The following is a 21,491-nucleotide window of genomic DNA, read 5'->3' on the forward strand; positions in this document are numbered from 1 at the left end:
TTTCCTGACAGGTTGTGGCGATCTTATCGGTTTTCACGTGGAAGCGTCAGGGGTAGAGTGACCGTCATTGCCTCTTACACATTTTCTACCTGGAGCGTCCCATGACTCAGACCCAGACCGATTTACGCAACGGCCCGGATGCCAATGGCCTGTTTGGTTCGTTCGGCGGCCGCTACGTGGCGGAAACCCTGATGCCGTTGATCCTTGACCTGGCCCGCGAATACGAAGCGGCCAAGATCGATCCGGCCTTCAACGAAGAACTGGCCTACTTCCAGCGCGACTACGTCGGACGCCCAAGCCCGCTGTACTTCGCCGAGCGCCTGACCGAGTTCTGCGGTGGCGCCAAGATCTACCTCAAACGCGAAGAGCTGAACCACACCGGCGCCCACAAGATCAACAACTGCATCGGCCAGATCCTGCTGGCGCGGCGCATGGGTAAAAAACGCATCATCGCCGAGACCGGCGCCGGCATGCACGGTGTGGCCACCGCCACCGTCGCCGCGCGTTTTGGCCTGCAATGCGTGATCTACATGGGCACCACCGACATCGAGCGCCAACAGGCCAACGTATTTCGCATGAAGCTGCTGGGCGCTGAAGTGATCCCGGTAGTCGCCGGTACCGGCACCCTGAAAGACGCGATGAACGAAGCCCTGCGTGACTGGGTCACCAACGTCGACAGCACCTTCTACCTGATCGGCACCGTGGCCGGTCCGCACCCGTACCCAGCCATGGTTCGCGACTTCCAGGCCGTGATCGGCAAGGAAACCCGTACCCAGCTGCAGGCCCAGGAAGGCCGTCTGCCCGACAGCCTGGTGGCGTGCATCGGCGGCGGCTCCAACGCCATGGGCCTGTTCCACCCGTTCCTGGATGACACCAGCGTCGAGATCATCGGCGTTGAAGCGGCCGGCTACGGCATCGAGACCGGCAAACACGCGGCCAGCCTCAATGGCGGCGTACCGGGTGTGCTCCACGGCAACCGTACTTTCCTGTTGCAGGACGACGATGGCCAGATCATCGACGCCCACTCGATCTCCGCGGGCCTCGACTACCCGGGCATCGGCCCTGAACACGCCTGGTTGCACGACATCGGCCGCGTCCAGTACACCTCGGTGACCGACGACGAAGCCCTCGACGCCTTTCATAAATGCTGCCGCCTGGAAGGGATTATTCCTGCACTGGAAAGCGCCCACGCCCTGGCCGAAGTGTTCAAACGCGCACCGACCCTGCCGAAAGATCACCTGATGGTGGTCAACCTGTCCGGCCGTGGCGACAAAGACATGCAAACCGTGATGCACCACATGGAACAGTCCAAGCAGGAGAAACACTAAATGAGCCGCCTGCAAACACGTTTTGCGCAACTGAAAGAACAAAACCGCGCCGCCCTGGTGACCTTCGTCACCGCTGGCGACCCGGGGTATGACACCTCGCTGGCGATCCTCAAAGGGTTGCCGGCGGCCGGCGCCGATGTGATCGAACTGGGCATGCCGTTCACCGACCCGATGGCTGACGGCCCGGCCATTCAACTGGCCAACATCCGCGCGCTGACCGCCAAGCAGAACCTCACGAAAACCCTGCAAATGGTTCGCGAGTTCCGCGAGGGCAACAGCGACACGCCGCTGGTGCTGATGGGCTACTTCAACCCGATCCACATGTACGGCGTGCCACGCTTTATCAGCGATGCGAAAGAAGCCGGCGTCGACGGCCTGATCGTGGTCGACATGCCGCCGGAACATAACGGCGAGCTGTGCGACCCGGCCCAGGCTGCCGGTATCGACTTTATCCGCCTGACCACGCCGACCACCGACGACGTGCGCCTGCCGACCGTGCTCAACGGCAGCTCAGGGTTTGTGTACTACGTCTCGGTGGCCGGTGTGACCGGCGCCGGCGCCGCGACCCTGGAACACGTCGAAGAGGCCGTGACCCGTCTGCGTCGGCATACCGACCTGCCTATCAGCATCGGTTTCGGCATCCGCACCCCGGAGCAGGCCGCTGCAATCGCCCGCCTGGCAGACGGTGTGGTGGTGGGGTCGGCACTGATCGACCACATCGCCAACGCCAGCAATGATCAACAGGCCATCGACAGTGTATTGACCCTGTGCTCGGCGCTGTCGGAAGGTGTACGCAACGCCCGTAAGTAAGCGGCTCGTAAGCGGTAGGTAAAGTTCCTGATACAGAGGAATCATGCTGGCAAATCAGCACCTAAGCTAACAAGACCAAGGGATTTCGAACCCGGTTCGAAATCCCTTTTTTGTTCGTGCAGTACTGAGGAAACAGCCCCATGAAAATCCCCAAACGTTTGATTGCAGGTGTAGGTGTGCTGGTGCTTGGCGCCAGCGCCCTGGTCCAAGCTGCGCCCTATGATCAGGGTGGCGGACCTGACCGTGGTGGCCCACAGGGCCAGCACGATCAACGTGGCGATGACCATCGCGGGCCGCAGGACAACCACCGTGGCGGGCCGCCTCAGGACTTTGGTCCTGTGAGACAGGTCATCCGCGACAACCATGGCGACTTCCGCCGTGGCGCGCCGCCGCCTCCCGGCATCCACCTGGTGCGCGGCCAGCGCCTGCCGCCAAACTACTATGGTGAGCGTCTGGACCCACGGGCGCTGGGCCATCTGCCGCAATACCCTGGTTATGAATGGCGCCGTTCGGGTGGGGACATCGTATTGATCGCCGTTGGCACCAGCATCGTCTATCAGATTCTGGATGGCGCGCTGTACTAGAGCCGCACTGCTTTTGTGGTGAGGGAGCTTGCTGTGGCGAGGGAGCTGGTGTGGCGAGGGAGCTTGCTCCCGCTGGGCTGCGCAGCGGCCCCAAAATCCTGGGAGCGCTGCGCACTCCGGCGGGAGCAAGCTCCCTCGCCACACCAGCTCCCTCGCCACAGCAAGCCCCCTCGCCGCAGCAGTCGCCTAAATCTCGATACGCTCGACCTTGCCGACCAACAAGATGTAGGACAACGCACCCAACAACGCCAGCACCGCGATGTACGTAATCGCCGGCGCAAACGAATCCCCGGTCGCCAGAAAGCCAATCACGATCGGCGTGGTAATCGCCGACAGATTGCCGATGAAGTTGAACACCCCTCCGGTCAGCCCCAGCAGCCTTGCCGGCGCCAGGGTCGACACCAGCGACCAGGTGATCGACGCCAGGCCATTGCCGAAAAACGCCACCGCCAGAAACGCAATCACCCACGCCGTGGAATCAACAAAGTTGGCGCCGATGATCGCCGTGGAAATCAACAGCCCGCCAATGATCGGCAACTTGCGCGCAAACCCCACGGACGCTCCCCGGCGAATCAGCCAATCGGAAAACAGCCCCGAACACAGCACCCCGACAAACGCCGCCAGAAACGGCAGCGACGCCAGCAGGCCGGACTTGATGAAGTCCATGCCGCGATATTTCACCAGGTAGGTCGGAAACCACGTCAGGAAAAACCACAACGTGGAATTCAGGCAGAACTGCCCCAGGTAGATCCCCCACAGCTTGCGCTTGCTCAACACGATGCCGAGGTCGACCCAGCTGAACGGCGCCTTGGCCGCCTGCGCCTGGATGTCCACCAACCCGCCGCCTTCGCGGATCAGCTCGATTTCCGCCGCATTCGCGCCTTTGAAATCCCGTGGCTCGCGGTACACCGCGTACCAGATCAACGCCCACACAATGCCCACGCCGCCGGTGGCGACAAACACCATGTGCCAGCCAAAGGTGTGTTGCAGCCAGGCCAACACCGGCGTGAGAAACGCCAGCCCGACAAATTGCCCGGAGGTATAAACGCCGATCGCCGTGGCCCGTTCACGCTCGGGGAACCAAGTGGTGACCACGCGGCTGTTGATCGGGTAGGCCGGGGCCTCCAGGGCGCCCACCGCCATGCGCAATACGAACAGCGCGATGAAGCTGGCGGCGAAACCGAGCATCACCGTGGCCACCGACCACAGCAGCAGGGCGACGCTGTAGAGAATGCGCGGCGGCACCCGGTCCACCAGCCAGCCGCCGGGAATCTGCATGGCCGCGTAGGTCCAGCCGAACGCGGAGAAGATCAACCCGACATGCACCGGGTCGATCCCCAGCTCGCTGGTCAGGGCCGGAGCGGCAATCGACAGGTTGCTGCGGTCCAGGTAGTTGATCACCACGGTGATGAACAGCAGCACCATGATGAAGAAACGCTTTCGGCTGGGCGTGACTAAAGAAGCCTGCCCGGTGAAGGACTCGGATTGCATGGGGGTTGCCTCTTCTTATGGTTATTGAGGACAGGTCTTACTGAAGAAACCGAATCAAATGTGGGAGCGGGCTTGCTCGCGAAAGCGGTCTACCAGCAGCGGAGGTGTTGACTGACACTCCGCCTTCGCGAGCAAGCCCGCTCCCACATTGATCGTGTTTTCATCTCAAATTCGCGGTGTTTACCACTCCGCAAAGCTGCCGTCGGCATGCCGCCAGATCGGATTGCGCCAGCGATGCCCGATGGCCGCGCGTTCGATCACGTATTCCTCGTTGATCTCGATGCCCAGGCCTGGCCCGTTGGGGATTTTCACAAAGCCCTGGTCGTAGTCGAAAACACCCGGATCGCGCACGTAATCCAGCAGGTCATTGCTCTCGTTGTAGTGAATGCCCAGGCTCTGTTCCTGGATGAACGCGTTGTAGCAAACCGCATCCAGCTGCAGGCACGCTGCCAGGGCAATCGGGCCGAGCGGGCAGTGCAGGGCAAGGGCCACGTCGTAGGCTTCGGCCATGTTGGCAATCTTGCGGGTTTCGGTGATACCGCCGGCGTGGGAAGCATCCGGCTGGATGATGTCGACGTAGCCTTCGCTGAGCACGCGCTTGAAGTCCCAGCGCGAGAACAGGCGCTCGCCGAGGGCAATCGGGGTGCTGGTGAGCGGCGCCAGCTCTTTGAGCGCTTCGTAGTTTTCGCTGAGCACCGGCTCTTCGATAAACATCAGTTTGTAGGGGTCGAGTTCCTTCATCAGCACCTTGGCCATGGGTTTGTGCACCCGGCCATGGAAGTCGACGCCGATGCCGACGTTCGGACCGACCGCATCCCGCACGGCGGCGACGTTGGCCAGGGCCTGGTCGACTTTTTCGAAGCTGTCGAGAAATTGCAGCTCTTCGGTGCCGTTCATTTTCACCGCGGTAAAACCACGGGCCACGGCTTCCTTGGCGGCGCGGGCAGTGTCGGCCGGGCGGTCGCCACCGATCCACGAATACACGCGGATCTTGTCGCGCACCTGGCCACCCAGCAGGTCGCTGACCGACACGCCGAGGGCCTTGCCCTTGATGTCCCACAGCGCCTGGTCGATACCGGCGAGAGCGCTCATATGGATCGCGCCGCCACGGTAGAAACCGCCGCGATAGAGCACGGTCCAGATGTCTTCGATATTGCGTGGGTCCTTGCCGATCAAGTAGTCGGACAATTCTTCGACCGCGGCAGCCACGGTATGGGCGCGGCCCTCGACAACGGGCTCGCCCCAACCGGTCACGCCTTGGTCGGTTTCAACCTTGAGGAAGCACCAGCGCGGCGGGACGATGAAGGTGGTCAGTTTGGTGATTTTCATCTTCTTATCTCTCTTGTAGATGGAGAACGCTGATCAGCCCAAGGCATGCCAGGCCGCGACGTAGGCCTGGGCGTTGCTCGCCACTTGGGCGACGCTCATGCCCGGCTTGAATAACCCGGAGCCCAGGCCGAAGCCCTTGACGCCCGCGTCGAAAAATACCTGCATGTTGTCCGGGGTGATGCCGCCCACCGGCAGCAGCACGGTGCCGGCGGGCAGTACCGCGAGCCAGGCCTTGACCACCGCCGGGCCCATTTGCTCGGCCGGGAACAGCTTCAGCACGTCGGCGCCTTCGGCCAGCGCGGCAAACGCTTCGGTGGGCGTGGCCACACCCGGCGACAGATACAGGCCCGCGGCCTTGGCGGCTCGCAGCACCTTGGCATCGCTATGGGGCATGACGATCACCTGGCCGCCGGCGGCTTTGACTTGATCGACCTGTTCCGGGGTCAGCACGGTGCCGGCGCCGATCAGGCAATCGGCGGGCAGGCTGTCCCGCAGGATGCGGATGCTGGAATAAGGATCCGGCGAGTTCAGCGGCACTTCGATCACCCTGAAGCCCGCCGTGTACAACACCTCGCCGATCGCCAGCGCCTCCTCCGGTCGCAGGCCGCGCAGGATCGCGATCAAACCGTTGTGTGTCAGTGCTTGCTTGAGCATGTCGGGCCTCTCGTCAGGTTGCAGGCAGCAGCCCCGCCGCCATGGCCAGTTGCCAAAGGCCACGCTCGGTAGCCTCCTGCGCCAGGGTCACGTGGGGGAAGCCACAGAGTTGGAGTGCACGCTGGTAGCGGGTGCAGAGTTGGGGTGTGCCGACCAGGACGATGTCGCGCTGCTGGCTGGGCTTGCGAGTGCGCAGGCCGGTCAGTTCGTGGCCGATCAACAGCCCGGACAGATAGTCCGGTTGCTCGTCAGGCGCCAGCTCGCCGGTCAACCCCAGGGAGCGTGCGCTGAACAAGTTCGACAACAGCCCCGTTTGGCCGTCTGCCGACAGCGCAACCTGAACACCGCGATCAAAAGCGGCCACCTGGAACTGTTCGGAAGGGCGCTGGGTGCGCCCCAGAATGCTGTGTTGACTGAGCACGGCGAACAACTCGCCGGTCATGAAAGTATCGAAGTGAGTGATGCAGCCTTCCACCACCTCCACCCACTTGGAATGGCTGCCCGGCAGGCCGATCAATACGTCGCGCCCGGTATGGGCAGACAGGCTTTGCAGCACGCCGAGCACCTGGGTTTCTTCACCGCGCATCACATTGGGCAACGCGCCGCGTTGAATCACACCGGGCACGATGTGCACCGCTGCGCCCCGCAGGCTGCGCACCACATGCAGCGCCTGGCCGAGGGTAGAGACGTCGGCCGGCGTGTCGCGGTAAGCCGCTTCGCTCCAGCCCTGGGCGCTGCCGACCATGCCGCAAGCGATAACGGGAAGGTCCGGCTGGGTGTCGAGCCAGTCACCGCAGGCTGCGTCGAATGCCAGCTCGAACCCGTTGCTGCAGCGAACACCGGCTATTTCCCGGGCTTCGGTCGGCAGGTGCATGATCCCCGACGCCAAGGTGCGCCGTTCGATCACGACGCCTGCCGGGCCGAGCTTGTAAGCACGAAGGGAACTGGTTCCCCAATCGAGCGCGATCAATTGCGCCTGCATCGCTTCACCTGAGTGTTCTGAGCGGATGAGGCGAATATAAACCCAAGACCGGCAAAGTCTCAATATATAAATATCAGTCCCATATATAGGGAAATTAAAGGCTTAAAATATTGACAGATCCAGCGTGCGCATCGCCCCCATCCAGATCGCGTGTTCGGTGTGGTCCTTGAGGTCATCACCGGTGGTCGGGTGCAGGAACACCACCAGGCCGTTGCGGTTGAGGGCCAGCCAAGGCAGCACGACGCCGATGTATTCAGGTTCGAATGCCAGCTGGCAGCTCCAGTCCGGGTGCGGGCCCACCGGGCGTTCATGCACGCGGCCCATGCGCAGCGGAAACAATTGCGCGGCGTCTTCGCAGAGTTTGCGCGCCTGGTCGATGGTGTTGGCATCGAAATAGATATGGGCGTGGTAGCCCTTGATACGTTGCATGACAGGCTCCGGGCTCATTGATCGGCAAATCCTAGACCGCAATGGACGGCAGGGCCAGACCGGTCAGCGATTGTGCGCTGCTGGCCTGTTCGGTCATCAGCCAGTCGACGAAACGCTCGATCAACTGGCTGCGGCGTTTGCGCTGGGGCAGCACCACGTAATAGCCGAAGCGCGAGATCACCGTGTCGCCAATCGGCCGGCACAGCCATTTTTGCTCCAGCAGGTTATCCACAAGGTGACGCCAGCCGATGGCCACGCCCTGGCCCGCGATCGCGGCCTGGATCAACAGCGTGTAATTGTCGAAACGCAGTTGGCCCGGGGTGGGCGCGGTGGTGATGCCCAGTTCGCGAAACACCCCGCTCCAGTCGAACCACTGGTTGTTGTTTTGCTGGCGCAGGTGCAGCAAGGGGAACTCCAGCAGGCTCTGCACCGACAGTGGCGCGACTCGGTCCTGGAGTAGCTGCGGGCTGCACACCGGGAACACTTCCTCGTTGAACAGCCACAGGCTGTCGCCCTGTTTGAAGCGGCCGTCACCGAACAGCACCGCTACGTCGATATCGCTGCGCAACGTGGCGTGGTTACGCTCGCTGGTGACCAGGCTCACGTCCACCTGCGGGTTGGCTTCATGGAAACGATGCAGGCGTGGCATCAGCCAATACGCGGCGAAGGCAAAGTCGGTCGCCACCTGCAGGACTTCATGCTGGTCCTGCTCGGCAATCGCGCTCAGGCCCTGGTTGATGCTCTGCAAACCGGCCTGTACCTGCTCGAATAACAAGGCGCCCGCGTCGGTCAGCTCGATGCCACGGTAGATGCGATCAAACAGGCGCACCTTCAGCTGTTCTTCCAGGCGCTTGATCTGCTGGCTGATGGCCGGCTGGGTGGTGCCCAACTCCATCGCCGCTGCCGTAAAGCTGCGTTGGCGCGCTGCGGATTCAAAGGCACGCAGCAGGTCGAGTGACAGGTGACCGAGGGATTGATACATAAGCTGGGCTTATCCTAGACATTGCTTCTCATGGGCTTTACCACGATTTCCATGGCCTGCATGCTCATTCGCATAAACATCGACTATGGAATGCCGCGAAACCATGAAGCGCAAGAACATTCTTTTTATCATGGCCGATCAAATGGCCGCGCCGATGCTTCCGTTCTACGGTCCTTCGCCTATCAAACTGCCAAACTTGAGTCGCCTCGCCGCTGAGGGCGTGGTGTTCGACGCCGCTTACTGCAACAGTCCGCTGTGTGCGCCATCGCGCTTTACCCTGGTGAGTGGGCAGTTGCCGAGCAAGATCGGCGCCTACGACAACGCGGCCGATTTCCCCGCCGACGTGCCGACCTATGCCCACTACCTGCGCCGCCTCGGCTACCGCACCGCGCTGTCGGGCAAGATGCATTTTTGCGGCCCCGACCAGCTCCACGGCTATGAAGAACGCCTGACCAGTGACATCTACCCGGCCGACTATGGCTGGGCCGTGAACTGGGATGAGCCGGACGTGCGCCCCTCCTGGTACCACAACATGGCGTCGGTGCTGCAGGCCGGGCCGTGCGTGCGCACCAACCAGCTGGATTTCGACGAAGAGGTGGTGTTCAAGGCCCAGCAGTACCTGTTCGACCATATCCGCGAGGATGGCGACCAGCCGTTCTGCCTGACCGTGTCGATGACTCACCCACACGACCCTTACACCATTCCCAAACCGTTCTGGGACCTGTACGACGACAACGACATCCCGCTGCCTGCAACACCGCCACAGGCTGACCTCGACCCTCACTCCCAGCGCCTGCTCAAGGTCTATGACCTGTGGGACAAGCCGCTGCCGCTGAACAAGATCCGCGATGCACGCCGCGCTTACTTCGGCGCGTGCAGCTACATCGACAGCAACGTCGGCAAGCTGCTGCAAACCCTGGAAGACACGGGCCTGGCCGACGACACCATCATCATCTTCTCCGGCGACCACGGCGACATGCTCGGCGAACGCGGGCTCTGGTACAAAATGCACTGGTTTGAAATGGCCGCCCGGGTGCCGCTGCTGATCAGCGCGCCGGGGCAGTTTGCGGCCGGCCGGGTGACCGCCGCCGTGTCCACCGCCGACCTGCTGCCTACCCTGGTGGAACTGGCCGGCGGCGAGCTGGACCCGAGGCTGGCGCTGGACGGCCGCTCGCTGGTGTCTCACCTGCAAGGGCAGGGCGGGCACGACGAAGTGTTCGGTGAGTACATGGCCGAGGGCACCATCAGCCCGCTGATGATGATTCGCCGTGGCGCCTACAAGTTCATCTACAGCGAGGACGATCCTTGCCTATTGTTCGATGTGCACAACGACCCGCACGAGCGGGAGGACCTCAGCCAGTCACCGGAACACCGGCCACTGTTCGAGGCGTTTTTGCATGAAGCGCGGGCCAAATGGGACATCCCGGCGATCCACCAGCAGGTGCTCGCCAGCCAACGCCGTCGCCGCCTGGTGTTCGAGGCGCTGACCCAGGGCAAGCTGAAGAGCTGGGACCACCAGCCACTGGTAGACGCCAGTCAGCAATACATGCGCAACCACATCGACCTCGACGATCTGGAGCGCAAGGCACGTTTTCCACAACCCTGCCAAAACCAATAAAACTGAGGGGAAGGCCATGCAAAAGTTATCCACCGTGTTGAGCGTTGCGCTGCTGGCATTGAGCAGTGCCGGCGTTTACGCGGATACTAGCTGCGACACCGTGAAGATGGCCGATCCGGGCTGGAGCGATATCGCCGCCACCAATGCCATTACCGGTTTCCTGTTGAACGGCATGGGCTACAAGGCCAAGGTCGACACCCTTGCGGTGCCGATCACCTTTGGCGGGCTCAAGGACGGCCAGGTGGATGTTTTCCTGGGTAACTGGATGCCGGCGCAGCAAGGCTTCTACGACAAGTTCGTGGCCAATGGCGATGTGGTGCAACTGGCGAAGAACCTCGACGGTACCGAATTCACCCTGGCCGTGCCGGACTATGTCTGGGACGCCGGGGTGCATGACTTTGCCGACCTGAACAAGTTTGCCGACAAGTTCGACAAGAAGATCTACGGCATCGGTTCGGGTGCGCCAGCGAATCTCTCGTTGCAGGAAATAATCAAGAAGAACGACTTTGACCTGGGCCGGTGGAAGCTGATCGAGTCCAGTGAACAGGCGATGCTGGCCGAAGTGTCCCGGGCGGTGAAGAAGCAGAAGTTCGTGACCTTCCTCGGCTGGACGCCGCACCCGATGAACGTGCAGTTGAAGATGCATTACCTCAAGGGTGGGGAGAAGTACTTTGGTGACACCGGCAGCGTGTATACGTTGACCCGCAAGGGCTATGCACAGGCGTGCCCGAATGTGGGGAAATTGCTGACCAACCTGAGTTTCACCCAGGAGATGGAGAACGCCATCATGGCTGAGGTGGTGAACAAGAAGGTCAGTAATGCGGACGCGGCGAAGGCGTGGATCAAGGCGAACCCGGCGGTGCTGGACAAGTGGCTGGACGGGGTTAAAACCGTGGACGGTCAAGATGCGCTGGCCGCTGTAAAAGCCAAACTCTGATGCACTGATCGTTCCCACGCTCTGCGTGGGAACGATCATCATGAGCCTGATACTCTGATTCAAACCTCTTCAACCGAGTTTCCAATGCCCTGGCCCAACCGCCATACACTCTTTCCCTTCCTCAGCTGGCTCCCGCGCCAAACCCGCGCCAGCGTCGGAAGGGACGCGGTCGTCGGCCTGAGCGGTGCAGTCCTGGCATTACCCCAGTCCATTGCCTACGCGCTGATCGCCGGTCTCCCACCGGAGTATGGCCTGTACGCCGCGATCATCCCGGTATTGATCGCCTGCTTGTGGGGCTCTTCCTGGCACCTGATCTGCGGCCCCACGGCAGCCATCTCTATCGTGCTCTACGCCAGCGTCAGCCCGTTGGCCGTGCCCGGCTCCCAGGACTACATCACACTCATCCTGTTGCTGACATTCCTGGCCGGCGTCTTCCAATGGCTGTTGGGCATGCTGCGCTTCGGCGCCCTGGTGAATTTCGTCTCGCATTCAGTGGTGCTCGGCTTCACCCTCGGCGCTGCGGTGGTGATCGCCCTGGGCCAACTGCCCAACCTGCTGGGGCTGGACCTGCCCAGCCAGGCCACGGCGATCAACAGTCTGCTGGCGCTGATCAACCATGCCGGGGAGTGGAATCGTCCTTCACTGGTGCTCGGGCTCGGCACCTTGCTGGTGGGGGTGCTGCTGAAACTCTGGGTACCGCGCTGGCCAACCCTGTTGATCGCGCTGGCCCTGGGCAGCCTCATCCCGTGGCTGTGGCCGACGATGTTCGGGGAGGTGGCGCGGGTCAGTTCATTTGTCGGCAAGCTGCCACCGTTCAGCCCGCTGCCGATGGACCTGGACATGGTCCTGCGCCTGCTGCCGAGTGCCGTGGCGGTGGGCATGCTGGGGCTGGTGACCAGCCTGTCGATTGCGCGCTCACTGTCGGCCCGCTCCCAACAATTGCTCGATGCAAATCAGGAAGTGCGCGCCCAGGGTTTATCCAACATCGTCGGTGGATTTTTCTCCGGGTACTTGTCGGCGGGTTCCTTCACACGGTCGGGCCTGAGTTATGAGGCAGGCGCCTGTTCGCCGCTGGCGGGGGTGTTTTCCGCATTGTGGGTGGCGTTGTTCGCGCTGTTCGGTGCGGCATTGATCGCGCATATCCCGATCCCGAGCATGGCCGCCAGCATCCTGCTGATTTGCTGGGGGTTGGTCGACCATCGTGGTATTCGGGCGCTGTTCCGGGTCAGCCGCGCAGAGTTCGTGGTGATGAGCCTGACCTGCATCGCCACGCTGTTGCTGGAGTTGCAAACGGCCATTTACGCCGGGGTGCTGGCGTCGCTGTTTTTCTACCTCAAGCGCACCTCACAGCCGCGGGTCCAGCAATGGCGTGACGGAGAGGACGATGTGCTGCGGGTCGGCGGGTCGATCTTTTTCGGCGCCAGCCATTACCTGCAGGTGCGGCTGCAAAGCCTGCACGGCCAGCGGGTGGTGATCGAGGCGCAGCAGATCAACTTTATCGACTATTCCGGGGTGGAGATGCTGCACCAGGAAGCGCGCCGATTGAATGGAGTGGGGCGCAGCCTGGCGTTGCGCAAGGCCCGGCCACAGGTGGTGGAAGAGTTGAGGAAACTGGAAGGGGCCGACCAATGTCCCATCCATTTCGAAGACTGAATGCGGTTAAAACTGTGGGAGCGGGCTTGCTCGCGAATGCGGTGTGACAGTCGCCGTATGTATCGACTGATCCACCGCATTCGCGAGCAAGCCCGCATTTGGATTGCGTCAGGCCAGTTGGCTACGCAATTCAGCCAGCACCGGCGCGGAGTCCGGCCGAACGCCGCGCCACAGGAAGAACGCTTCCGCGGCCTGTTCCACCAGCATCCCCAGGCCATCCATTGCCACCGCCGCGCCCTGCTCACCGGCCCAGCGGCAGAAAGCCGTAGGCTCTTTGCCGTACATCATGTCGTAGCAAAAAGTCTTTCCGGGTTCGATCAGGCTGCCGGCAATCGGCGGTACATCGCCTGACAGGCTGGCGGACGTGGCATTGATGATCAGGTCCACCGGTTCACGCAGCCAGTCGAAACCGCTGGCGGACACCGGGCCGAGATCGTCGAACAGCTCGGCGAGCAATTCGGCTTTTTCCACGGTGCGATTGGCAATGATCAGCGAAGCCGGCTGCTCAGCCAGCAATGGCTCCAACGCGCCGCGCACCGCACCACCGGCGCCCAGCAACAGGATGCGTTTGCCTTGCAGGCTGAACCCGGCATTCACCGTCAAATCCTGCACCAGGCCGGCGCCGTCGGTGTTGTCTCCCAACAGGCTGCCATCGCCGAGCTTGCTCAGGGTATTCACTGCGCCGGCCCGTTGGGCGCGTTCGGTCAGGGCGTTGGCCAGGCGATAGGCCTCTTCCTTGAACGGTACGGTGACGTTGGCGCCACGGCCTTGTGCGAAAAATGCTTTTGCACAGCCGGTGAAATCCTCCAACGGCGCGAGCAAGGTGCTGTAGTCCAGTTGCTCGCCGGTCTGTTCGGCGAACAGACGGTGAATCAGCGGCGACTTGCTGTGGCCGATGGGGTTGCCGAAGACGACATAACGATCCATCAGACCGCCGCCTTGGGCAGCACACCCAGCCAGTCGCGGTCTTGCAGGAAGTAGTCGGTTAGGCGCGCTTCTTCGCTGTCGGGGGCGGCTTTCCAGTCATAGCTCCAGCGCACTTGGGGTGGCAGCGACATCAGGATCGACTCGGTACGCCCGCCCGATTGCAGGCCAAACAAAGTGCCACGGTCGTAGACCAGGTTGAACTCGACGTAGCGGCCACGGCGGAATTCCTGGAATTCGCGCTGCTGCTCGGTATAGGCCATGGCCTTGCGGCGCTGGACGATCGGCAGGTAGGCGTCGATGTAGGCGTCGCCGATGGCGCGCATGAAGGCGAAGCTGGTGTCGAAGTCCCACTCGTTCAAATCATCGAAGAACAAACCGCCGATGCCACGCGGTTCGTTGCGGTGCTTGATGTGGAAGTAGGTGTCGCACCAGGCCTTGTAGCGCGAGTACACGTCCCGGCCAAACGGCGCGCAGGCCTGTTCGGCGACGCGGTGCCAGTGGATGCAGTCTTCTTCGTTGCCGTAGTAGGGCGTCAGGTCGAAGCCGCCGCCAAACCACCACACAGGCTCTTCACCTTCTTTTTCAGCGATGAAAAAACGCACATTGGCGTGGGAAGTCGGCACATGCGGGTTGTGCGGGTGGATCACCAGCGACACGCCGAGGGCTTCAAAACCGCGACCGGCCAATTCCGGGCGATGGGCACTGGCGGACGGTGGGAGGCCGCTGCCAAACACGTGGGAAAAGTTAACGCCGCCTTTCTCGATTACCGAACCGTTTTCGATCACACGGGTGCGACCGCCGCCGCCGGCAGGCCGGGTCCAGGCGTCTTCGATGAAGCGAGTGTCCGTCTCGAAGGTTTCCAGGGCGCTGCAAATGCGGTCTTGCAGGTCAAGCAGGTAGGCTTTGACAGCCTCGGTGCGGGTAGTCATGACATCACCTTGAATCGGGCAACGCTACACGAGGCCATTGGGCATCGGCGGCAAATGGGCGCACAGGATACCACTGCACCCACTGCTGCCACAGTTGACGAAGATCAAGCTTAGGAGTCCGATAGGGGGCTACGCGAAATGACTTAAGGAGAGTGCAGATGGCCAAACGTATCCAGTTCCGTGCCCATGGCGGCCCCGAAGTGCTTGAGTATGTGGACTACACCCCGGCAGAACCCGGCCCGCAGCAGGTTCGCGTGCAGAACAAGGCCATTGGCCTGAACTTCATCGACACCTATTTCCGCAGCGGCCTGTATGCACCACCGGCCTTGCCGTCGGGCCTGGGCGCAGAAGGTGCCGGCGTGGTTGATGCGGTGGGCAGCGAAGTCACTCAATTCAAGGTCGGCGATCGCGTGGCCTACGGCAGCGGCCCGCTGGGTGCCTACAGCGAATTGCATGTGTTGCCGGCTGCCAACCTGGTGCACCTGCCGGACGACATCAGCTTCGAACAAGCCGCCGGCGCGATGCTCAAGGGCCTGACGGTGCAGTACCTGTTGCGCCAGACCTATGAGTTGAAAGGCGGCGAAACCATTCTGTTCCACGCCGCTGCCGGTGGCGTCGGCTCCCTGGCTTGCCAATGGGCCAAGGCCTTGGGCGTGAAGCTGATCGGTACCGTGAGTTCGCCGGAAAAAGCGGCGCTGGCCAAATCCCTCGGCGCCTGGGAAACCATCGACTACAGCAAGGAAAATGTCGCACAACGCGTGCTGGAACTGACTGACGGCAAGAAGTGCCCAGTGGTGTACGACGGCGTAGGCAAGGACACCTGGCTCACCTCGCTGGACAGTGTTGCGCCACGCGGGCTGGTGGTGAGTTTCGGTAATGCTTCGGGGGCGGTGGATGGGGTCAACCTGGGGATTCTGGCGGCCAAGGGCTCGCTGTATGTGACCCGGCCGACATTGGCGACCTATGCCAACAACCCGGAAAACCTGCAGGCGATGGCGGATGATCTGTTTTCGATGATCATCAGCGGGAAGCTGCAGATTGATATTAACCAACGGTTTTCGTTGGGGGATGCGGCGAAGGCGCAAATTGAGTTGTCGGCGCGGCGGACGACTGGGTCGACCATTCTGCTGCCATAGGGCGTTGGATTTTCAGCGGCTTTGAGGGCCTCTTCGCGAGCAAGTCGAATCGTCGCACCGCCGCTCCCACATTTGACCGCGTTCCAAAAGTTGGACTCGGTCAAATGTGGGAGCGGGCTTGCTCGCGAATGCAGGCGACTCGGTCTCAGGAAGGCCGCACAACCTCACCCGTCGCCAGATCCCGAATCAAACTCGGGTTCTTGCGCCCCCCCAGATTCCCCCCCAACACCAGATCCACCTGCCCACGGAAATACTGCTCCACACGAATCCGCGTGCGCGCCGCCGGGCGGCCCTGCGGGTTGGCCGAGGTGGAAATCAGTGGCCCGACCAGCGAGCACAGATCCCGCACTTGCGGATGATCAGTCACCCGCAACGCCACCGTGTCATGCACCCCGGTAATCCACTCGGGCAGCAAGTCCTGATGGGGCACCAGCCACGTATTCGGGCCAGGCCAGGTACTGGCCATGCGGTCCATCCACTCATCGGGAAAGTCTTCGAAGAGAAAATCGAACTGACGGATATTGTCGGCAATCAGGATCAGCCCCTTATCCACAGACCGGCCCTTGATCGCCAGCAACCGATCCACCGCTTCTTCGTTCCAAGGGTCACAGCCCAGGCCCCAGACCGCCTCGGTTGGATAGGCAATCACTGCGCCTGCGCGAATTTCTCGTGCGGCTTCTCGCACACGCCACCTGTTGACCATTACTCACTCTCCGGACTAAAGCTCTGCGCAGTTTACCGATCTTCGTTACAAAACCTAGCCGCGCGCAAGCCAGCGCCCGCTTTCGCAGATCACCCGGCCTTCCAGTTCCAGCTCCGTCAGGCTGGCCAGCACCTCGGACAAGGCCCTGCCACTGGCAATCGCCAGGGCTTCACTGGTGTGGGGCGCCGCGTGCAACAGCGCCACCAGCGGATGATTGACCGCAATCGGCGCCGGGCGGGAGAGGGCCTGCCAGCCACGCAGGTTTTCGAGAATGTGTTCGATGGTTTCCACCAGCACCGCGCCATCGCGGATCAGTTGATGGCAGCCTTTGGCCCCGGGGTGATGGATGGAGCCGGGGATGGCGTATACCTCGCGCCCTTGCTCCGCCGCCAGCCGCGCGGTGATCAGCGAACCGCTGGCCATGCTGGCCTCCACCACCAGTACCCCAAGCGACAGGCCACTGATAATACGGTTGCGGCGCGGGAAGTTGCCGGCCTGGGGCGCGGCGTCCAACGGAAACTCGGAAACCACGGCGCTGCCTTGGGCAATCATCGCCTCGGCCAAGCGTCGATGGCGCTGTGGATAAAAATTTTCGAGCCCGGTGCCCAGCACGCCGATTGTATGTCCACCAACATCCAAAGCCGCCTGGTGAGCAGCACCGTCGATACCCAGGGCAAGGCCACTGGTGATGACAAAACCGGCACTCGCCAGGCTGCGGGAAAACGCGGCGGCGGTATCCATTCCTGGCCTGGAGGCGCGACGGCTGCCGACCATCGCCAGCTGCGGTTTCTCCAGAATCGCCGGGTTGCCGGCGACGAATAATAGCGGGGGTGCATCATCCAATTCTGCAAGCAATGCCGGGTAGTCGGGTTGGTCCCACATCAGCAAATGCTGGGCCGGACGCTCCAACCAGGCCAATGCCGCACTGGCACCATCACGTACTTCCTCGCAACGCCGGGCATCGGCGCTGGCCACCTTGAGCCCCAGGGAGCGCCAGGCACTGGCCGGTGCGCTGATGGCTTTTGACGCAGAACCAAAGGCCTCGATAAGTTTTTTAAAGCCCTTGGGACCCAGTTCCGGCAGCCTGTGCAAGCGTAGTCGGGCTTCCAGTTCTGCCGGGGAAATTTCACGGTCATTCGTCGGTAACATTTGATCGTCCTTGATCGGAACAAGCTGTGGATAACTCTGTTGGTAACTTATTTAGCAACCTAATTATTGTCTTTGATCAGGCGCCTCAAAACGGTCCATTACCGCCAGCGATCGCGACGCGCTGAGCACCAGGCCGTAGCTGAGCTTTTCGTAGGTGCGGAACACCAATAGCGTCCCGGCCGGCTCGTCGGGCATCTTCACCGGAGCACCGGTCACTCGGTTCCGAACGGTTTCCCCGGTTTTCACCACGGCCAGCAAATGGCCTTCCATCAGGCCGTCACGACGGCCCTTGTTCAGCGTCACCGCGTCCAGCACGCCGATCTGCGTCACGCCCCGTGGCACGTCGATGATGTGTCCGGCAGTGGCGCGAGCAGGCATCTGAATCACCAGGCTGGCCAGGTCGGTGGGCGCTTGCTGGCTGAGCAATCGGTCGCCGGGCCGCACTTCCTGGGTGACGCGCTGCACACCCAACGTGCTGACATCGCCCGCCGTCACAAAACGTGCGGTGCCAATGTCGTCGACGTTGATACCCAGCAATTCCTGGCTTTGCGGGTCGGTATAGGCCTTGCCGCGACGGAAGATCCCGTAGCTTTCGACTGCAGGGTCCAGGGCACCTCGCGCATAAATACGCTCGCCATCGGCGCCCAATACTCGTCCGGCATCTGCTGCAACAATATAGGGAGCGTGCTCCAGTTCCTGGGGGGTATCGAGAATGCGGTTGTGCAGTAAAAAGCGCTGGATGGCCTGCTGCGTATGAAGTGGCAACGGTTGGCCGGGCTGTGGATAGCTCTCGGGAACCTGGGCAATAACGGCCTGGGCCCACAGCAGCAAGACGAGTAGCGATTTCCTCATGGGGTGAATCTCCTTTATCATGTGCATTCGCGTGAAACGCCTTGGCCTTCGCGGCTTTCGGACGTTTTCCCACGGCACTTATCCCGGCACATCAAGGGTCCATCCCCGGCGCCGACTTGCCTTTACCTCACATGTGCAGCAATTACGCTTATGGCTATTTTGAACATCCTCGAATTTCCGGACTCACGCCTGCGCACCATCGCCAAGCCAGTGGCCGTAGTGGACGCCAAGGTTCGTCAGTTGGTCGATGACATGTTTGAAACAATGTATGAAGCCCCGGGTATCGGCCTCGCCGCGACCCAGGTCGACGTGCATCAGCGCGTCGTGGTCATGGACCTGTCCGAAGACCGCAGCGAGCCCCTGGTGTTTATCAACCCTGAGTTCGAAACCCTGACCGACGAGATGGGCCAGTACCAGGAAGGCTGCCTGTCGGTGCCCGACTTCTACGAGAACGTCGACCGTCCCCAGCGCGTCAAGATCAAGGCCCTGGACCGTGACGGCAAGCCGTTCGAGATGATTGCCGAAGGCCTGCTGGCGGTGTGCATCCAACACGAGTGCGACCACCTCAACGGCAAGCTGTTTGTCGATTACCTGTCCACGCTTAAACGCGACCGGATCAAGAAGAAGCTGGAAAAGAAGCATCGCCAGCAAGCTTGATTCCCTTCTTTCAAAGGCTTGCTCCGGCAAGCCTTTTTCTTTTGTGAGACGTTTCCCATGACCGAGCCACTGCGCATCGTTTTTGCCGGCACCCCCGAATTCGCCGCCGAACACCTCAAGGCCCTGCTCGCCAGCCCTTATGAAATCGTGGCGGTCTACACCCAGCCCGATCGCCCGGCCGGTCGTGGGCAAAAACTGATGCCCAGCCCGGTCAAGCAGCTGGCACTGGAAAACAACATTGTGGTGCTGCAGCCGCCGACCCTGCGCAACGCCGATGCCCAGGCCGAACTGGCTGCGCTGAAGCCAGACCTGCTGGTGGTGGTGGCCTACGGCTTGATCCTGCCCCAGGCTGTGCTGGATATCCCGCGCCTGGGCTGCATCAACAGCCACGCCTCGCTGCTGCCTCGCTGGCGTGGCGCGGCACCGATCCAGCGTGCCGTCGAAGCCGGTGATGCGCAAAGCGGGGTGACCGTGATGCGCATGGAAGCAGGTCTGGACACCGGGCCGATGCTGCTGAAAGTCACCACCCCGATCACCGGGCAAGACACCGGCGGCAGCCTGCATGATCGCCTCGCCGAAATGGGCCCGCCGGCTGTCGTCCAGGCCATCGCAGGCCTGGCTGCCGGCACTCTGCAAGGTGAAGTTCAGGACGACAGCCTCGCCACCTACGCCCACAAATTGAACAAGGATGAAGCCCGCATCGACTGGAGCCGCCCGGCCGTTGAGCTGGAGCGTCTGGTGCGTGCCTTCAACCCGTGGCCGATCTGCCACAGCACGCTCAATGGCGAGGCCTTGAAAGTACTGGCCGCCACCCTGGCCGAAGGCAAGGGCGCCCCCGGCGAGATCATCGGCGCCAGCAAGGACGGCCTGTTGGTAGCGTGCGGTGAACAGGCGCTGTGTCTGACCCGTCTGCAATTGCCCGGCGGCAAGGCGCTGAACTTCAGCGATTTGTTCAACAGCCGCCGTGAGAAATTTGCCGTTGGCATCGTCCTCGGCCAAGCGGTGGACGCGCAATGAACCCACGTCTGGCCGCCGCCAAGGCCCTGGCCGCCGTGCTCAACGGCAAGGCTTCTCTCAACAGTTCGTTGCCGACCCAACTGGATAAAGTCGAAGACCGCGATCGCGGCTTTACCCAGGACCTGGCCTTCGGTACCGCCCGCTGGCAGCCACGTTTATCGGCGCTGGCGGCCAAGCTGCTGCAAAAGCCGTTCAAGGCGGCGGACGCCGATGTCGAGGCGCTGCTGCTGGTGGGCCTGTATCAACTGCTCTACACCCGCGTGCCGGCCCACGCGGCCATCGGCGAAACCGTCGGTTGCGCCGACAAGTTGAAAAAGCCTTGGGCCAAGGCCCTGCTCAACGCCGTGCTGCGCCGCGCCCAGCGCGAAAGCGAAGCGCTGCTGGCCGAGCTGGAACATGACCCGGTGGTGCGCACCGCCCACCCGCGCTGGCTGCAAAAATCCCTGAAGGCGTTCTGGCCCGAGCAGTGGGAAGCCATCTGCGCGGCCAACAACGCGCACCCGCCGATGATCCTGCGGGTCAATCGCCGTCATCACACCCGCGACGCTTATCTCACGTTGCTTGGCGAAGCCGGTGTAGCGGCCACGGCCTGCGTCTACAGCCAGGACGGCGTCGTTCTTACAGAACCGGGCGATGTACGTAACCTGCCCGGGTTCGCCGAAGGCTGGATCAGCGTGCAGGACGAAGCCGCTCAACTGGCCGCCGACCTGCTGGACCTGGCCCCGGGCCAACGCGTACTGGACGCCTGTTGCGCCCCCGGCGGCAAGACCTGCCACATCATGGAAGTGCAAGCAGACCTGGCCGGTGTCGTCGCCGTCGACCTGGAAGCCAAGCGCCTGGTGCGTGTGCGGGAAAACCTCGCCCGCCTGGGCCTCAGCGCCGAGCTGATCGCCGCTGACGGCCGCGACACCGCCACCTGGTGGGACGGCAAGCCGTTCCAGCGCATCCTGCTGGACGCACCGTGCTCCGCCACCGGCGTGATCCGCCGCCACCCGGACATAAAGCTGACCCGCCAACCCGACGACATCGCCGCCCTGGCCGTGCTGCAAGGCGAGTTGCTGGACGCGTTGTGGCCGACCCTCGAAGTAGGCGGCATCCTGCTGTACGCCACCTGCTCGACGCTGCCTACCGAAAACACTGACGTCATCGAAGCCTTCCTCGCCCGCACCAGCGGCGCACGGGAACTGGACCTCGACATCCAGGCCGGGATCAAGCAGCCTCATGGCCGCCAGTTGCTGGCCCAGGAAGGCGGCCACGACGGGTTCTATTACGCCAAGCTGATCAAGATTGCCGCCGCTCGCGGCTGAATGGTTTTAAGGGAGTG

The 21,491-nt window shown here is 62.3% G+C and carries 21 protein-coding genes; 10 read left to right on the forward strand and 11 right to left on the reverse strand.

What is annotated here, in order from left to right:
- Positions 1–101: 101 nt before the first annotated feature.
- The 3 genes from trpB (at position 102) to HX805_RS01760 (ending at position 2,722) form a co-directional block, all read left to right on the forward strand.
- The gene (gene trpB, locus HX805_RS01750) at positions 102–1,328 is read left to right on the forward strand and encodes a tryptophan synthase subunit beta (RefSeq protein WP_003214899.1); all 1,227 of its coding nucleotides are present in this window, start codon (positions 102–104) and stop codon (positions 1,326–1,328) included.
- Positions 1,329–2,138 carry a tryptophan synthase subunit alpha gene (trpA, locus tag HX805_RS01755; RefSeq protein ID WP_177116542.1) on the forward strand — a complete coding sequence of 270 codons (810 nt, stop codon included), beginning with the start codon at positions 1,329–1,331 and terminating at the stop codon, positions 2,136–2,138.
- 140 nt (positions 2,139–2,278) lie between these two features.
- The gene (locus HX805_RS01760; RefSeq protein ID WP_003214903.1) at positions 2,279–2,722 is read left to right on the forward strand and encodes an anti-virulence regulator CigR family protein; all 444 of its coding nucleotides are present in this window, start codon (positions 2,279–2,281) and stop codon (positions 2,720–2,722) included.
- 186 nt (positions 2,723–2,908) lie between these two features.
- On the opposite strand, the gene HX805_RS01765 is transcribed toward HX805_RS01760, so the two are convergent.
- The 6 genes from HX805_RS01765 to HX805_RS01790 all read right to left on the reverse strand — a co-directional run bounded on the left by HX805_RS01765 (position 2,909) and on the right by HX805_RS01790 (position 8,589).
- The gene (locus HX805_RS01765; protein ID WP_003213647.1) at positions 2,909–4,213 is read right to left on the reverse strand and encodes an MFS transporter; all 1,305 of its coding nucleotides are present in this window, start codon (positions 4,211–4,213) and stop codon (positions 2,909–2,911) included.
- Positions 4,214–4,393: 180 nt separating this feature from the next.
- The gene (gene dgoD, locus HX805_RS01770) at positions 4,394–5,542 is read right to left on the reverse strand and encodes a galactonate dehydratase (RefSeq protein WP_003213645.1); all 1,149 of its coding nucleotides are present in this window, start codon (positions 5,540–5,542) and stop codon (positions 4,394–4,396) included.
- Positions 5,543–5,575: 33 nt separating this feature from the next.
- The gene (locus HX805_RS01775) at positions 5,576–6,196 is read right to left on the reverse strand and encodes a 2-dehydro-3-deoxy-6-phosphogalactonate aldolase (protein ID WP_003213643.1); all 621 of its coding nucleotides are present in this window, start codon (positions 6,194–6,196) and stop codon (positions 5,576–5,578) included.
- Between the two features lie 13 nt (positions 6,197–6,209).
- Positions 6,210–7,178, reverse strand: a complete 969-nt coding sequence (locus tag HX805_RS01780; RefSeq protein ID WP_003213641.1) for a 2-dehydro-3-deoxygalactonokinase — start codon at positions 7,176–7,178, stop codon at positions 6,210–6,212.
- Positions 7,179–7,280: 102 nt separating this feature from the next.
- Positions 7,281–7,607, reverse strand: a complete 327-nt coding sequence (locus HX805_RS01785; protein WP_003213639.1) for a DOPA 4,5-dioxygenase family protein — start codon at positions 7,605–7,607, stop codon at positions 7,281–7,283.
- 31 nt (positions 7,608–7,638) lie between these two features.
- Positions 7,639–8,589, reverse strand: coding sequence for a LysR family transcriptional regulator (locus tag HX805_RS01790; protein WP_102367813.1), 951 nt, complete (start codon positions 8,587–8,589; stop codon positions 7,639–7,641).
- Positions 8,590–8,692: 103 nt separating this feature from the next.
- Here HX805_RS01790 and betC point away from each other — a divergent pair, with 103 nt between their 5' ends.
- The 3 genes from betC to HX805_RS01805 all read left to right on the forward strand — a co-directional run bounded on the left by betC (position 8,693) and on the right by HX805_RS01805 (position 12,797).
- Positions 8,693–10,207, forward strand: coding sequence for a choline-sulfatase (gene betC, locus HX805_RS01795; protein WP_008439571.1), 1,515 nt, complete (start codon positions 8,693–8,695; stop codon positions 10,205–10,207).
- Positions 10,208–10,223: 16 nt separating this feature from the next.
- Positions 10,224–11,144 carry a choline ABC transporter substrate-binding protein gene (gene choX, locus HX805_RS01800; protein WP_177116543.1) on the forward strand — a complete coding sequence of 307 codons (921 nt, stop codon included), beginning with the start codon at positions 10,224–10,226 and terminating at the stop codon, positions 11,142–11,144.
- Positions 11,145–11,228: 84 nt separating this feature from the next.
- On the forward strand, positions 11,229–12,797 hold the full coding sequence (locus HX805_RS01805; RefSeq protein WP_177009011.1) for a SulP family inorganic anion transporter: 1,569 nt from the start codon (positions 11,229–11,231) through the stop codon (positions 12,795–12,797).
- A gap of 108 nt (positions 12,798–12,905) precedes the next feature.
- On the opposite strand, the gene aroE is transcribed toward HX805_RS01805, so the two are convergent.
- Entirely contained in the window at positions 12,906–13,724 is an 819-nt protein-coding gene (gene aroE, locus HX805_RS01810; RefSeq protein ID WP_177116544.1) for a shikimate dehydrogenase, read from the reverse strand.
- Positions 13,724–14,653 carry an oxygen-dependent coproporphyrinogen oxidase gene (hemF, locus tag HX805_RS01815; RefSeq protein ID WP_177116545.1) on the reverse strand — a complete coding sequence of 310 codons (930 nt, stop codon included), beginning with the start codon at positions 14,651–14,653 and terminating at the stop codon, positions 13,724–13,726. The genes aroE and hemF overlap by 1 nt, the downstream gene beginning before the upstream one ends.
- A gap of 158 nt (positions 14,654–14,811) precedes the next feature.
- Here hemF and HX805_RS01820 point away from each other — a divergent pair, with 158 nt between their 5' ends.
- On the forward strand, positions 14,812–15,789 hold the full coding sequence (locus tag HX805_RS01820) for an NADPH:quinone reductase (RefSeq protein WP_076013283.1): 978 nt from the start codon (positions 14,812–14,814) through the stop codon (positions 15,787–15,789).
- 145 nt (positions 15,790–15,934) lie between these two features.
- Here HX805_RS01820 and HX805_RS01825 read toward each other — a convergent pair whose 3' ends face one another.
- The 3 genes from HX805_RS01825 to HX805_RS01835 form a co-directional block, all read right to left on the reverse strand.
- Positions 15,935–16,492, reverse strand: coding sequence for an L-threonylcarbamoyladenylate synthase (locus HX805_RS01825; RefSeq protein WP_003213622.1), 558 nt, complete (start codon positions 16,490–16,492; stop codon positions 15,935–15,937).
- Positions 16,493–16,546: 54 nt separating this feature from the next.
- Positions 16,547–17,641 (reverse strand): DNA-processing protein DprA, encoded by a 1,095-nt coding sequence (gene dprA, locus HX805_RS01830; protein WP_003213620.1) that lies wholly within the window; start codon positions 17,639–17,641, stop codon positions 16,547–16,549.
- A 63-nt stretch (positions 17,642–17,704) separates the two neighbouring features.
- Positions 17,705–18,493, reverse strand: coding sequence for a peptidoglycan-binding protein (locus HX805_RS01835; RefSeq protein WP_177116546.1), 789 nt, complete (start codon positions 18,491–18,493; stop codon positions 17,705–17,707).
- 150 nt (positions 18,494–18,643) lie between these two features.
- On the opposite strand from HX805_RS01835, the gene def reads away from it, so the two are divergent.
- From def to rsmB, 3 genes are read left to right on the forward strand one after another with little or no spacing between them, the layout of a single operon-like run.
- Positions 18,644–19,150, forward strand: a complete 507-nt coding sequence (def, locus tag HX805_RS01840) for a peptide deformylase (RefSeq protein ID WP_003213617.1) — start codon at positions 18,644–18,646, stop codon at positions 19,148–19,150.
- Positions 19,151–19,207: 57 nt separating this feature from the next.
- Complete coding sequence (gene fmt, locus HX805_RS01845; RefSeq protein WP_003213615.1) at positions 19,208–20,167, forward strand: methionyl-tRNA formyltransferase; 960 nt, start codon at positions 19,208–19,210, stop codon at positions 20,165–20,167.
- On the forward strand, positions 20,164–21,474 hold the full coding sequence (gene rsmB / locus HX805_RS01850; RefSeq protein ID WP_177116547.1) for a 16S rRNA (cytosine(967)-C(5))-methyltransferase RsmB: 1,311 nt from the start codon (positions 20,164–20,166) through the stop codon (positions 21,472–21,474). Before fmt ends, rsmB begins: the two co-directional genes overlap by 4 nt.
- The last annotated feature ends 17 nt before the right edge of the window (positions 21,475–21,491 follow it).

Origin of the sequence: Pseudomonas sp. G5001, assembly GCF_013385475.1 — a bacterium.
Lineage (GTDB): Bacteria > Pseudomonadota > Gammaproteobacteria > Pseudomonadales > Pseudomonadaceae > Aquipseudomonas.